The sequence below is a fragment of the Rheinheimera marina genome, from assembly GCF_042654345.1.
In the GTDB taxonomy this organism is placed as follows: Bacteria; Pseudomonadota; Gammaproteobacteria; order Enterobacterales; family Alteromonadaceae; genus Pararheinheimera; species Pararheinheimera marina.
Map to the genome: position 1 here is coordinate 318,257 of NZ_JBHSGB010000010.1, position 14,728 is coordinate 332,984.

Consider the following 14,728-nt stretch of genomic DNA (forward strand, 5'->3'; position numbering starts at 1 on the left):
GTTCCGCTTAGTATTTGTAGCTGAAGCTTAAACCGAAGCTCTGGCCTTCAACGCGGCGTTGCAACAGTTCACCTTGTTGCATAATTTCCACATCTTCATCCAGAATGTTTTTCATGCTGAATTTCACTGACGTCGCTTCCCACGGTGTGTAGGAATAGACGAAGTCCAGTGAGTTAAACGGCTGCTCGTACGCGTCATCTTTCGAGTTCACCCCGGCAAACGCAATACGCTTCCCAAACACGTTGTAGGTCAGGGTGGCGTTGTGTTTGTCATTATCCGAGTCGAAGCCCAACTGGAAGTTGACCACGTTTTTCGAGTGACCGTTTAACGGACGCACCAGGTTGGTCAGGTCAGCCCCTGTGATTGGCTGAATGTTAATTTCGGATTCAGACCAGGTGAAGTTACCAGCCACAAAGAAATTGCTCAGCCAGCTGCGGCTGTCACCATCAAAGATATTCAGCTGCTGCAGGAATTCTGCTTCAGCGCCATACACTTCACCGCTTTGCGCGTTACGGAAGGACATCAGCAGGTTACCGTCCGAGCCGCTCAGCTCAATGGATTCAATCGGGTTCTCCAGGTCTTTGTAGAATACGCCGATGCTGTAGTTGCTGTCGTCGTAGTACCATTCCAGACGGGCGTCATAGGCGGTCACGTCTGTGCTCTTCAGGCCAGAATAACCAGTCACTTTAAAGTCAGTCAGCGGGTCGACGAACAGCACAGGGGTGACTTCACGTAAGTCCGGACGAACCACGGTCTGGCTGAAACCAAAACGGGCCTGCAGGTCTTCGGTCACGAAGTAGGTGAACGACAGTGATGGGTAGTACCCATCTTCCATCAGCACTGAGTCTGCTGGATCGCCACTGATATCACCGTCAGCATTGAGTGGCAGCGATACCTGACGGAAGTCTTCATAGCGCACACCCAGATTCAGACGGAACAGGTAGTCGTAGTTCATCTCCATGCCGACATAACCAGCATCAATCATTTGTGCGGCCAGGTAATCGTCCGCCTGAGTGGTGACGTTGGACACCTGGAAGCCTTTGCTGGCGTCCAGAATATTGGCGTCAGAGAAAATTTGCGAGAAGCTGCCACCCAGTTCTTCCAGGCTGTAACCTACAGTGCTGAAGTTGAAGAAGTCTGTGCTGGAATCACGCTGACGCTCAAAGTAAGAGTAACCACCGTTCAGCACCACTTCGGCTTTACCGAAGGTCAGTGGCAGTTTGGCATTCCAGCTACCGTTTTCAGTTTCGTCATCCATACGGGCGAAGCTGTAGTTCACCGCGTTCTGGTTACGGCGCATAAAGCGGGTCACAGAGCCATCATCGCCAATTTCGTTCAGATAACGGTATTCCACTTCACCAGGTGCGTAACGTTCAGCTTTGGCGTCTGTGTATTGCCAGTCGACGCTGATGTCATATAACCAGGGAAGGTCATGACGACCGCGGATTTGGTTGGACAGCATTGTGCGTTCTTCGTAACGAATGGAGGTGTCGGTGTTGTAACGGTTTTCTTCATTCACCGTTTCGATACTTTCACCGTTTTTTACTTTGATTTCGTCTTTGGTATCACGCAGGTAAATGGTCGAAGTTTCAATGCGGTGATCTTCGTTCAGTTCCAGACCAAAGTTCAGCATGCCTGACAGTTTGACCTGGTGCTCAGTGCCTTTGATATCGTCCCAGATATTCAGCGGCACCAGGCTGTCGCCTGACACTGAGAAGTAACGTTCTTGTTCTTCAATGTTTTGAGTTGAGCGGTCATAGCTGACGCCCGCCATCACACCAAAGACTGAGCTGCCGATATCGAATTTATTGCCGTACGACAGGCTGCCGTCGAAATCCGGTTTGATGTTCTCACGCTGCACATCAATATCACGGTTAAAGGCCAGGCCCAGCTCACGCACAATGGTACTGGCCTGCGCCAGGTTACCGGCGGTGATGCCACCTAAGGCTTCGGCAATATTGATTTGGCTGATGGTGCCGTATTGATCCAGCGCTGTGCGCAGTTCAGGCGACATGCCACGTTTACCGTCGTCACTGCCACGCCAGTCGTCACCTCCACCGTTGTAAGTGTAAGCGTCGTCACTGTTCAGGCTGTTGTAACCCAAACCGAAACCAACATTAAAGCTTTCCTGCAGTGGAATGGACGCAGTGCGGATATTTACACTACCACCACCAAAGGCGGCCGGCAGTTCAGGTGAATAGGCCTTTTGCACCACTAAGCTTTCAATAATACCGGCCGGAAACATATCCAGCGGGATCACGTTACGGGTTGGGTCCGGGCTTGGCACCATGGCGCCATTGAGCAGGGTGCTGGAGTAACGTTCACCCAAACCACGCACATAAATAAACTTGTCTTTGACCAGTGTCAGACCTGTGACACGGCGCAGGGCAGAAGCTGCGTTGCTGTCGCCAGCACGCGAGATTTGTTCCATACCCAATAATTCAGCCACATAAGGCTGTTCACGACGTTCGGCCGCAGCAGACGCCGCTGAGCTCATCAGACGACCTGAGACGGAAATACGTTCAACGTCCTGTTCTTTGCTTGGCGTTGCTTCAGCTGCAGAGGCAGTTGCTTCTTGTGCAGTGGCCAGCAACGGCATTGAAGCAGAGGTCAAAGCCAGCATCACCTGGAGACCTAACTGACTGATACGAAATTTTTGTTTAGTGTTCATCTGAACTGGGTCCTATCAGCGGAATCTTTTTGCTACATCAAAGGCCGGTCAATTCCGGCCCATAAAAAAAGCTGCCGGACTGGTGTCCGACAGCTTCAGGCTGATTAATCGTCTAAACCTACAGCCCAGCCAGCTGTCCAGTTATTGCTTTGTGATACCGCACCAACAAAGTTCACAGTGTCAAAGAATGAATCTACAGTTTTCATATCTTTGGCTGCTGTGGTGTCGGTAGTGAAGATGCCGTTCAGCACTGCAGTACCGTCTTTCAGCACTTTGTTACCTGTCTGACCAAGGAACCAGGCTTCAGTGGTGACACCAGTCGCCACTGTGCCTTTCACGGCTTCGGTCTGGCAGGAAATCACAGAGTTGGTCATGGTCAGTTGACCCGCTGCAGCAAAGGCGCGTGATTCGTTGGATTCAATTTCCAGGCACTCACCCATACCGGCAGGACCAGTGATGACAAAGTTAGCCAGTTGCGCATTGGTACCCGCACGCAATAACACGCCTTCTGAATCGTCGTCACCGTCGAAGCTGTTACCGATAATAGTCATGTTGGCCACTGTCGGGTTCGACACCGGAGCTGCGGTCAGGTTACCGGCCTGGTTATCACCTTCAATACCGCGGTTGGCCTTGGCATTGTTTGGATCCATTTTTACCAGCACGAACTGCAGTTTACCGTTGTAACCGTCCGCCCAGTCGACGTTATCGTCGCCGTTTGAGGTCAACACCACGTTTTTACAGTTCACGCTGCCACCGAAAAACTCCACACCGTCGTCCACGTTCTGGTGCACCTGAATGTTGGAGCACTGAGTGCCTGAACCGACGCCAGCGAAAGTGATACCGTTTAATTCGTTATCCGGAATCACTTCGTAACCCGCGTGTTTCACCACCACATAGTTCAGGGTACCACTGCTGTCTGCTGCGTTAGCGCCACCGTATGGACCGGCTTCACCTTCGGCCTGAACAGAACAGTTATTGATGTCAGGGCACTTGTTGGTGATGGCGTTACCCAGTAATACCAGGCCGCCCCATTGACCAGCAGCAGTTGGTGAACCAATCACGTCCTGTACAGAGGTCATTGTAATTGGGTTGGCTGCAGTACCGCTGGCATTGATTTTTGAACCACGGCTGATCACCAGGAAATCAGCACCTGATTTACCATACACAGTGACACCTGGCTGAATGGTCAGGGTGGCGCTGTTGGTGTTATCACCACCGACACGGACACGGCCGCTTAATACGTAGTCAGCGCCGGCCTGTAAGGTGACGTTGCTGGTGATATCGCCGGTCAGTTGACAGTTCAGACGGCCAGTTAAGCTGGCTGTTTCTGTAGTCCCTGTCGGACATTGAGTCAGGTTTGAACCTGAAGTGGCGTGCAGACCATAAGTCCAGCCTTTGGTCCAGTCGGTTGTGCCGTCAAAAGCACCAATGTAAGTTACATCGTCGAACCAACCGTTGACGTTGTTGGCCACGTTGTAGCCGTTGTTCAGCGCCACAGAGTTAGGTGCCGGGATATAACCACCCAATAAGGCATCACCGACGATGTTGCCTGGCTGAGCACGGAACCAGTCTCCGGCGTTAAACGTGACGTTGCCGGCAGAGTCTTTGATATTGGCAAAAGGCTCAGCACAATCAATGATCGAGTTGCGGAAAATCAGCTGGCCGCTGTTAGCAAAAGCCGCTGTTTCTGAGGTGTTGATTTCGAAACATTCGCCCATTTTTTCCGGGCCAGTCACGATAATGTTGTACAGCTCAGCGTTGGTGCCGGCACGCAGCAGGATACCTTCAGAGTCTTCGTCACCGTCAAAGTTGTTGCCGATAATGGTCAGGTTAGAGATTTGTGGTTTCGACACTGGTGTGGCAGTGAAGTTACTGGATTGGTTGTCCGCTTCGATACCACGGTTGGCTTTGCTGTCATTCGGGTTGTGGCGGATCAGCACGTGTTGCATACGGCCTGTCCAACCATCGGCCCAGTCCAGCGAGTCGTCGCGGTTGCCTGTCAGCACCACGTGTTTCAGATCGACGGTGCCGCCGAAAAACTCAACGCCGTCGTCGACGTTGTTGTGCACCTGGATGTATTCCACTGTGGTGCCACGGCCTACACCGGCAAAGGTGATACCGTTTAATTCGTTGTCAGGGATCACTTCATAACCGGCGTATTTCACCTGCACATACTTCAGGGCGCCGCTGTTGTCTTCCGGATTGTTACCACCGTATTTACCGGCTTCCCCTTCTGCTTCCACTGCACAGTTGGTTAAGTCAGGGCATTTATTGGTGGGTGCATTCCCCAATAACACCATGCCGCCCCATTGACCGGCAGATTCTTCGTCGGACAGGCCCAGCATATCGTTCACTGAGGTGAAGACGATTGGTGCAGATGCTGTACCTACCGCCTGAATTTTCGAACCGCGGGAAATGACCAGGTAATCCGCGCCGCTCTTACCAAATACTTTTACACCAGGCTGAATCGTCAGTGTGGCGCTGTTGACGTTGTCGCCGCCAACCACCACTTTACCTGACAGGGCCCATACGGCGTCTGTGGTCAGCGTGATGTTCGAGGTAATGGTTCCGGTGATTTCACAGACAGGTAAAGTCACGCCGGCCAGGCTGCTGCCCTGAGTCGCGAATGTAGGACACACGCTGGTTGGAGGAGGAGTGGTGCCACCGCCATCATCACCACCGCTACCAGTGTTGATGTTGATATCGCCGCCACCGCAGCCAGCCAGAACCAGGGCTGTTGCTACTGCACTCAGTTGTAAAAACTTGCGTAAAGCCATCACTCAGTCTCCGTAAGCAGAAAAATGCTGTTGTTATAAGAAGCTGGGCGGATACCTTAAGTGGGGATGATGACTGTTTTATTACAGTGACTGGTCCTGTCAGGGAACTATTCTGAAGCATGCAGCAATGGCGCGGCCTGTAGCCTGTCATGTCAAAAAACATTCATTGAAGTGTCATGTAACTGACTTTTTTCAGGTTATTAATTTGTTATCGATATGCGGCAAAGCAGAATAAAGTCTGGTCTGCTCATCGCTTTTTACACTGTTTATTTCATAAAACTGTCATAAACTTCACCCATACTGGCTCGCATAAAATATTCACTAATTTGGGTAGAAGGTATGTCAAGAAAGATCCTGGTGGTCGAGGACGAAGCGCCAATCCGCGACATGTTGTGTTTTGTGCTGGAGCAAAACGGTTATCAGGCCAGTACAGCAGAAGATTTTGATTCCGCTGTAAATATGCTGGTCGAGCCTTACCCTGATCTTGTCTTGTTAGACTGGATGTTGCCTGGTGGCAGTGGTATTCAGTTTGCCAAGAAAATGAAAAGTCATGATCTGACCAAAAGCATTCCTATTATTATGATTACGGCCCGGGGCGAAGAAGAAGACAAGGTCCGTGGTCTGGAAGTGGGCGCAGACGATTACGTCACCAAGCCTTTTTCACCTAAAGAGTTAATGGCCAGGATCAAAGCGGTGATCCGCCGCGTTGCACCGACGTCACTGGACGAAGTGATTGAAGTGCAGGGCCTGAAACTGGATCCGGTCTCACACCGTGTCACGGCGTCAGAGCAGCCGGTGGATATGGGGCCAACAGAATTTCGTTTATTGCATTTTTTTATGACGCACCCGGAACGGGTTTACAGTCGTGAACAACTGTTGGATCATGTCTGGGGCACCAATGTTTATGTAGAAGACCGTACTGTTGACGTGCATATCCGCCGCTTGCGCAAAGCGATTTCGGTGGAAGGGCATGATCGTCTGGTGCAGACAGTCCGGGGTTCAGGTTATCGCTTTTCAGCCAAGTAGGTGCTATGCGACTGTTATTGTCCAAAAGGGAGATCTTCAGCAAAATCTTCCTTTTGTTTTTTTTGGTGACCCTGCTGGGTTGGTTAGTTGACCTGCTGTTCCCGTTATTATTTCTGACCTGTCTGGTGCTGCTGGGCTGGCATTACAAACACCTGCTGATGCTGGATAAATGGCTGTGGCGGGATAAAAAGCTTTCTCCGCCCGCCGGTGATGGCAGCTGGCGGCAGATTTACGATGGTATTTATTACCGTCAGCGTAAAGCCCGCAAGAAAAACAAAGAATTACGTTCGCTGATCCGTCGTTTCCGCGATGGTGCTGAAGCCTTGCCTGATGCCTTAGTGGTGCTGAGTAATGACTGGACCATTATCTGGTGTAACAAGCTGGCGCAACAACTGATAGGTTTACGTTGGCCGCTGGACGAACGTCAGCGTATCGACAATTTAATCCGCAATCCGGAATTTCTGGCTTATGTGCAGCAAAAGCAATTCAGTCAGGCACTGGAACTGAGCTCACCGGTCAATGACGAGCTGACGCTGGAATACCGTGTGCTTTCTTATGGCCATAATCAGTACCTGATGATTGTGCGGGATATCACCCAACTCAAACAGCTGGAGCAAATCCGCAAGGATTTTGTTGCCAACGTGTCGCATGAATTAAGGACACCACTGACGGTTTTGCAGGGCTACCTGGAAGTAATGGAACCAGAGCAGTTGCCACAGGCGGCGATTTGGCAAAAGGCGCATACTGTCATGCTGGAGCAGACCAAACGTATGGATGCGCTGGTGCAACAGCTGCTGACCTTGTCCCGTATTGAAGCGGCCACCAAAGTGCAATTTGATGAAAAAGTGGATGTGCCAGCCATGCTGGCGATGCTGGAACAGGAAGCGCAAAGCCTGAACCGTGAAAAGCAGCACCAGATCGAGTTTCTTATTGAGGCGGGCCTTTGCATCAATGGCATCACGGATGAGCTGCGCAGCGCCTTCTCCAATCTAATTACCAATGCGATTAAATACACCCCGCCAGGCGGCCATATCAAAGTCAGTTGGCAGCGTCAGCACCACAAAGCAGTATTTTCGGTGCAGGACAATGGCGATGGGATAGCACCGCAGCATGTGAAACGTCTGACCGAACGCTTCTACCGGGTGGACCAGGCCCGTACCCGCGCCACCGGCGGCACGGGTTTAGGTTTAGCGATCGTGAAACATGTATTGCAGCGCCATAACAGCAAGCTGATGATTTTCAGCGAACCTAAACACGGCAGCACCTTCTCTTTTAGCCTGCCGCTGGAGCCGGTGCGCGAAGCGAAGACGCCGAAGCTGAAAATAAAAACTCAATAAAGCCTGTCAGTACAGGGCTCTGGTAGCCCTTGTGCTGCACAATTCGAAAATGCCGCTGCAGTCGCAGCGGACTGTCCAGCCGGATCAGCTGGCCTGAAGCCAGTTCCTGTTCTATCGCCAGCAAGGGCAGGCAACCAATCCCCAAACCATGGTAAACCGCTTGTTTGATCGCTTCAGGCCGTTGTAACTCCAGAATTCTGGCCGGTGACCAGCCAAGACGTGCCAGTTCATGTTCCAAGACAGCCCGGGTGCCCGAGCCACGCTCCCTTACTATCCAGCGTTGTTGCAGCAGCTGCTCCGTCTTGAGTGACTGGTGCAACTGAGGTTGACCAAATAACACCGTCAGATCCTCGCGCCAGAGCCGGATATCAAAAGCGTCGGTCAGTACCGGCCCTTCAATAAACCCCAGTTGAGCCTGCTGCGCTGTCATGTATTGCAGCACCTCGGAACTGTTGCAAAGCTGCAGTTTAAACTCAAAGCCCGGTTGTAACTGGCTGAACTCTGCCAGCAATTGCGGCAGCAAATAGCAGCCGGTGGTTTCGCTGGCCACCAGCCGTAATTCAGTGGTTTGGCCGGAGCTTTGGATCAGCTCCGATTGCAAGTCGAGCAATTGCTGCAGCTTTGGCAACAGATCCAACGTGTGTTGGGTTGGTACCAGCTGACGGCCCTGGCGCAAAAACAGCGGCGTGCCAAGTCGTTGCTCAAGCTCTTTCAGCGCCTGGCTGGCTGCGGGTTGACTCAGGTGCTGCTCTTCGGCCGCTTTGCTCAAACTGTGCAACCTGCATATCGCATCCAGCAACAACCAATGGCGGGGGCTTGGGTGATTCATAATTATTTTGAATTTTTTCTATTGAGTAAATCCATTATTCTTATATTTTCTGGCCAGTACAATCTCTTTGTTGAATTTGCGGAGTAGCAACAATGCGTTTTGTGCTGGGCACTGTGTTTTGGTTAGGGGCGCTGGTTTTTGGCGTGGCACCGGCAATAGGGTTGAGCCCTGTGTTACTGGCGCTGGTCAGTGGCATGCTCTGGAGCCTTTGGCAACACAGAGGGACGTCCAGCACCAGCTATCCGGGCTGGTTGAGTCGTTATCAGCCATGGGCGCTGCGCACCGGGCTGGTGCTGTTTTGCCTGCAATTGCCTGCCGGCGTGTTGGACCTGGCCTTGTTACAGCGCTTGTGGCCATTATTGCTTGCTGTGCCCTTGATGCTGCTGAGTGGAGTCTGGTTTGGGCGCCAACTGGGGCTGAGCGCCAATATCAGCTGGCTGGTCAGTGCCGGTTTGGCGTTTTGCGGCACCTCGGCACTGTTTGCGACCCAGACGGTTCGCAAAGCATCGCCAGGCGAGCTGAGTCAGAGCCTGGCGGCTGTGCTGTTGATGGGCTTATTGTCGTTGCTGCTCTACGGGTTGCTGCCACTGGCGCCTGAAGCCACGGCACTGCTGATTGGTGCCTCGGCGCCTGAAGTCTCGCAGGTGGTGGCGGCCAGCAGCCTGTTACCGGCGAGTTGTGCGCTGCTCGCGATAGTGCTGAAGCTCAGCCGGGTGCTGCTCCTGATACCCTTTTTAGTCTGGTTGCCGTGGTCACAGGCCAAAGGTCAGGTGAAAACCAAATTGCCCTGGTTTCCGCTGGCGGTGTTAGTCGCTGCCGGACTGTCTCAGGCCGGCTGGGTCCCTGCGCTCTTACTGCCGCTGAGTAAAGGCACGGCTGAAGCTTTGCTGGTGTCGGCGATCTGGTTGGCCGGCGTGCAGACTGACTGGCGGGCGATGCGCCAGGGCAGTGTGAAGGTACTGCTGCTGGCGCTGTCGTTGTTGCTGCTGTTATTTAGTTGGTTTTTTGTTTGGCTGGCTGTTGCAGGTAGTCCAGTGTCAGTGCCGTCAGGGCTCTGACGCCGTTTTCCAGCGCAGCTTCATTCACCGCAAAATACGGTGAATGGTTAGGTGCGACGTCATCCAATGGCGTATTTTCCGGTGCTATGCCCAAAAAGAAAAACACCCCAGGCACTTGCTGCTGGAATAACGAAAAGTCTTCTGACGCAGTAATAGGTTTGGTGCTGGTCACTCCGGCATCTCTGGCTGCCCAGCGCAGACTTGGCATCGCCCATTCGGTTAGCACCGGATCGTTCCAGGTCACAGCAGCTGCACCATGCAGGTGGAAATCAGCGGTGGCGCCGCTGGCGGCGGCAATATGCTCAGCGGTGTGCTGCATTTTGCTCAGTAATTGTTCGCGCATTTGTGGGTCAAAGGTACGAACTGTGCCTTCAAGTTTCACTTCATCCGGAATAATGTTCCAGCGTACCCCGCCATGCACCTGGCCAATCGACAGCACGGCTGGTGCCTGGGTGACATCCAGCTGACGGGCCGGAATTTGGTGCAGCGCCGTAATCATCTGGCCAGTGACAGCGATAGGGTCTATGCCACGCCATGGGCTGGAGCCATGCACCTGCTTGCCTTTAACTGTAATGCTGAAACTGTCGGCGGCGGCCATAATGCCTTCACTTTTCACTTGCAGTTGGCCTGGAGGGCCAGGCCAGACGTGCAGACCAAAAATGGCGTCTGGTTTGTAGTCGGCAAAGACCCCTTCTTTAAGCATCAGCATGGCGCCGCCTTCTTCGCCGGCCGGTGCACCTTCTTCTGCTGGCTGGAATACAAATAACACGGTGCCGCTGAGGTCTTCCTGCATCGATGTGAGCACTGAAGCGGCCGCCATCAGCATGGCAGTGTGCGCGTCGTGACCACAGGCATGCATGACACCGACGTCCTGCTCATTGAAGGTGCTGCGGACTTTTGACGCAAAAGGCAGGTCCACTTTTTCGGTTACCGGCAAGGCGTCCATATCTGCACGCAGCGCCACTACAGGGCCTGGCTTTTTCCCCTTCAGTACCCCCAATACACCATGATGGGCAATGCCGGTGCGAACCTCTAAACCCAAAGATTTCAAATGGGCCGCCACTGTTTTAGCGGTGTTCACTTCACGGTTGGACAGTTCGGGGTGTTGGTGGAAATGCCGTCGCCACTGGATCATTTGCGGCTGGATAGCGGCAATGGCGGCTTCGGTTTGAGGTTTTAAATCAGCGGCAACCGCAGGTAACGTCAGCATCGCCAGCGCGAACAGAGAGAAACGCATCACAGACTCCAAAATGACCTTTTTTACCACCTTAGAGTCTGTATGTTGATTTGCAAAGCATTTTTAGATGAAGCGCGTCAGTCGTCCTGATCGGTGGGATCAAAGCTATCGGCCAGAGCGGCGCATTCGGTTAGCACCGGGCAATCCAGATGGAAGGTGATTTTTTTCAGCAATTGTTGTTCCTGCTGTAGATCCGCCAGCAACAAAGGCTGTTGCAGCAGCCAGTCTTTTGGCAGGTCCAACGTTAATTGGTGTGGCCGGGCGCACACCAACAGAGGGGGTAAAAAATCATCCTGTCGCTTCTGGTTTAAAAGCACCGCCAGTCGCAATAACACCAGCAGGTTTAACACTGCAGGCATCTGGTACAAATGGAAAGCAGGCAGTTCATCGGCTTTGATTTTACGGCGATGAAACCGCACCAGAGCCGACAACAGCAGTTGTTGTTCCTGGTTAAAACCGGGCAAGTTGGCGTGGCGTAAAATGTACGCACTGTGGCGCTGAACACTGGACGAGTTGATATGCAGGCCTATTTCATAAACAGTGGCTGCCCATCCTAATAAATCGGCATGTTCGTCTTCCAGCTGCCAGTCAAGGCGGACCTGACTGAATAATTCCAGTGCGGTCTGCCGGACCCGACCGGCTTGAGCAATATCAATGCTGTAGCGTTTAATCAGGCTGTGGACTGTGTGTTCGCGAATATCATGGTGGTGCAGCCGGTCACTCATTTCGTAGAGCACCCCTTCACGCAGAGCGGCGTCTACATAATACATCTGCTCTATGCCCAGCAACTGGAAGGCGGCAATCAGTATGGCCAACCCTGAGCAAATCAGTGGTTTACGGTCGTCTGCCAGGCCAGGTAAATCCAGCTGAAAGCTGTTTTGCTGGGCCACCAGCAACTCTTGCAAGCGGATTAAATCGGGCAGGGTGATACAGACCGGATGCCAGCCAAGGCCGACAATCATGTCGCGAATGGTTTTAATAGTGCCGGAGGTGCCGACAGCTTGTTGCCAACCGGTCTCCTGATACGCAGAAACAATAGGCTCCAGTTCCTGTTCAGCCTGAATGATGGCGCGTTCGAAGCGTTTATTACTGATTTTGCCATTGGCAAAAAACTGATTGGCGTAACTGACGCAGCCCATATTACGGCTGGCCAGCCGCAGCGGGCTAAAGCCTTCCCCTATGGCGAACTCGGTCGAGCCACCGCCAATGTCCATGACCAGCCGGCGGCTGTCGTAATGCTCAAAATGGGCCACACCCTGATAAATAAAGCGGGCTTCTTCCTGGCCTGAAATCACTTCAATAGGGTAAGGAAACATCGCCTGAGCCCGGTGTAAAAACACCGCGCTGTTTTTAGCCCGACGCAGGGTGTAGGTGGCAATCACCCGCACCGACTGTGCTGGTACAGGCTTTAAGGTATCGGCAAATTGGGCCAGCACCGCCAGGCCCCGGTTAATGGCGTCTTCCGATAAAATCAGTTCGTCATTCAGGCCTTCGGCCAACTGCACCTTTTGTTTTTCCCGGTGCAGCAGCTGCAGTGCGCCGTCCACCACCCGGGCTATCACCATATGAAAGCTGTTGGAACCCAGGTCCACTGCGGCCATGTAGCCGGAATCGTCCGGGCTCGCTGTCCAGGTTTCAGTCATTAGCTAAGGTCCTGATGCAAGCTGGCAAAGTAATCATAAATCTCCTGTTGGCTGCGGATCGAACGTTTATTACCACGTTTGACATAATGATTGCTCTGATCGCGATCAATAACCCGGGCTTTTACATTGTCATGCCACTGAATGTCCAGCATGGTCAACACCTGCTGTTTAATTGAGGCATCATAAATAGGCACACCCACTTCGACCCGCTGGTCCAGGTTACGCGTCATCCAGTCTGCTGATGATAAATACAGATCGGTTTCGCCGCCATTATGAAAGACGTACACACGGGCATGCTCAAGAAATCTGTCCAGAATACTGATCACCTGAATATTTTCACTGCGGCCTTTGATGCCCGGGATCAGTGAGCACATGCCGCGCAGAATTATGCGAATTTTCACTCCAGCCATATTGGCTTTATACAACAGATCGACGATTTGCTGGTCGACCAGGTTGTTCACCTTTAACAGAATTTCTGCCTTGCGTCCGGAGGTGGCATAACGAATTTCGCGTTCAATCAGTTCGACCAGTTTGGGGCGGCTCCAGGTCGGCGACACAATCAGATGATTAAACTGATAGGGTTTGTAGCTGTACTGAATAAACTCGAACACCTGGTCCACTTCATCACAAATATCGCTGTGGCAGGTAAATAAACTCATATCGGTATAGATACGGGCAGTTTTTTCGTTGAAATTACCTGTGCCTACATGGGCATACTTTACCAGTTTTCCTTTTTCCTGCCGGCTCACCAGGCACAGCTTCGAGTGGGTTTTTAAGGTCTGCAGACCAAAAATGACCTGGATACCAGCTTCGGTCATCCGCCGTGACCAATGAATGTTATTTTCTTCGTCAAAGCGGGCTTTGAGTTCGACCACCACTGTCACTTGTTTGCCGTTGCGCACGGCATCGATCAACGACTGGATCACCCGTGAGTGTTTGGCCACCCGGTACATGGTCATCTTAATGCTGCTGACTTTCGGGTCAAACGAGGCCTGTCGGATCCACTCGGTAAAATAACCGAAGCTATGGTAGGGGTAGTGCAGCAAAATATCGCCAGAACGAATGGCATCAAAACTGGTGGTGTGAGCCTCAAACTGCGGGCTTTTCAGCGCTGGCATCGGCGGGAATTCCAGCGAGGCGTGGCCGATATTGGGAAAACCAATAAAGTCCTTAAAGTTGCGGTATTTACCGCCAGGAATTAACGCATCGTTCGAGCTGTAGCCCAACAGCTTTTTCAGCATTTTCAGCATATGGTCCGGCATATGGGCGTCATACACTAGCCGCACTGGTTCAGATTTCAGCCGTTGTTTAATGCCTTTGGACATTTTGTCGATCAAGGACTGGTCCAACGTGTCGCTGATGTTGTATTCCGCGTCGCGGGTCAGTTTCAGCGAAAAGGCCTGCACTTCGCAAAAATCAAAGAAACCGGCAAACAGGTCGGTCAGGCAGTGCACGATAATGTCGTCGAGTAAAATAATCTGACGACGGAAGCGGCCGCGTTTTTTGCTTTTATTCAAATGCACCGGCAATTCGATAAAGCGGGACAAGGCGTCGGTCGGCACCTGCACTATGGCGTATTCCGGTTTGCCCGAGCCGGTCATTTCTACCATCAGGTAGGTGGCGTTATCTTCCAGCTGCTTGCCTAAATCCACTTCATCGGACGACAAAATAATAGGGGAAATATGCCGCTGTACTTCTTGGCGGTAAAAAGTTTTTACCCAGGCGGCCTGGTTTTCGGTCAGCTTGTAGTTATCAATCAGCTCAATATTGTGCTTTTTCAGTTCTTGCTGCAGATGGTCGTAAATTTTATTAAAACGTTCGCCCAGCTTCAGTACGATATGCTGAATGTCCTGCAGCAATTGCTCAGCATCTTCCTGCTCATCCGAATGGTATTTTTTCAGCAGGATGCGGCGTTTCACATCGGCCACCCGAACACGGAAGAACTCATCCATATTGTTGGAATAAATACCAAGGAAACGTAAACGTTCAATCAGCGGGTTACGTTCGTCTTCGGCTTCCTGTAACACCCGGCCATTAAAAGACAACCAACTGAGTTCTCGGGGAAAATGCATGACATGACTCATATTTTTCTTAAGCTCTGACACAACCATAGGGCACTCCGGATCCTGGGAATGTCGTTACTCTATGGC

At 52.1% G+C, this 14,728-nt stretch carries 9 protein-coding genes; 3 read left to right on the forward strand and 6 right to left on the reverse strand.

What is annotated here, in order from left to right; translation table 11 throughout:
- Window positions 1-7: 7 nt before the first annotated feature.
- Entirely contained in the window at window positions 8-2,671 is a 2,664-nt protein-coding gene (locus ACFO3I_RS11150) for a TonB-dependent receptor domain-containing protein (RefSeq protein ID WP_377334065.1), read from the reverse strand.
- Between the two features lie 104 nt (window positions 2,672-2,775).
- Window positions 2,776-5,448 carry a hypothetical protein gene (locus ACFO3I_RS11155; RefSeq protein WP_377334066.1) on the reverse strand — a complete coding sequence of 891 codons (2,673 nt, stop codon included), beginning with the start codon at window positions 5,446-5,448 and terminating at the stop codon, window positions 2,776-2,778.
- A 339-nt stretch (window positions 5,449-5,787) separates the two neighbouring features.
- Between ACFO3I_RS11155 and phoB the strand changes: the two genes are divergently transcribed.
- Together phoB and phoR are read left to right on the forward strand one after the other, a co-directional pair.
- Window positions 5,788-6,474, forward strand: coding sequence for a phosphate regulon transcriptional regulator PhoB (gene phoB / locus ACFO3I_RS11160; RefSeq protein WP_337880564.1), 687 nt, complete (start codon window positions 5,788-5,790; stop codon window positions 6,472-6,474).
- 5 nt (window positions 6,475-6,479) lie between these two features.
- A complete protein-coding gene (gene phoR / locus ACFO3I_RS11165) occupies window positions 6,480-7,811 on the forward strand; it encodes a phosphate regulon sensor histidine kinase PhoR (protein ID WP_377334067.1) in 1,332 nt (443 codons plus the stop codon).
- Here the strand turns inward: phoR and ACFO3I_RS11170 are convergent.
- Window positions 7,747-8,640 carry a LysR family transcriptional regulator gene (locus ACFO3I_RS11170; protein ID WP_377334068.1) on the reverse strand — a complete coding sequence of 298 codons (894 nt, stop codon included), beginning with the start codon at window positions 8,638-8,640 and terminating at the stop codon, window positions 7,747-7,749. The two genes, phoR and ACFO3I_RS11170, sit on opposite strands and share 65 nt — an antisense overlap.
- Before the next feature lie 92 nt (window positions 8,641-8,732).
- Here ACFO3I_RS11170 and ACFO3I_RS11175 point away from each other — a divergent pair, with 92 nt between their 5' ends.
- A complete protein-coding gene (locus tag ACFO3I_RS11175) occupies window positions 8,733-9,698 on the forward strand; it encodes a putative sulfate exporter family transporter (RefSeq protein WP_377334069.1) in 966 nt (321 codons plus the stop codon).
- Here the strand turns inward: ACFO3I_RS11175 and ACFO3I_RS11180 are convergent.
- The 3 genes from ACFO3I_RS11180 to ppk1 form a co-directional block, all read right to left on the reverse strand.
- Window positions 9,634-10,935, reverse strand: coding sequence for an amidohydrolase (locus tag ACFO3I_RS11180; RefSeq protein WP_377334070.1), 1,302 nt, complete (start codon window positions 10,933-10,935; stop codon window positions 9,634-9,636). The two genes, ACFO3I_RS11175 and ACFO3I_RS11180, sit on opposite strands and share 65 nt — an antisense overlap.
- 77 nt (window positions 10,936-11,012) lie before the next feature.
- Window positions 11,013-12,578 (reverse strand): Ppx/GppA phosphatase family protein, encoded by a 1,566-nt coding sequence (locus ACFO3I_RS11185; protein ID WP_377334071.1) that lies wholly within the window; start codon window positions 12,576-12,578, stop codon window positions 11,013-11,015.
- Window positions 12,578-14,650, reverse strand: coding sequence for a polyphosphate kinase 1 (ppk1, locus tag ACFO3I_RS11190; RefSeq protein WP_377334072.1), 2,073 nt, complete (start codon window positions 14,648-14,650; stop codon window positions 12,578-12,580). The genes ACFO3I_RS11185 and ppk1 overlap by 1 nt, the downstream gene beginning before the upstream one ends.
- Between the last annotated feature and the right edge of the window lie 78 nt (window positions 14,651-14,728).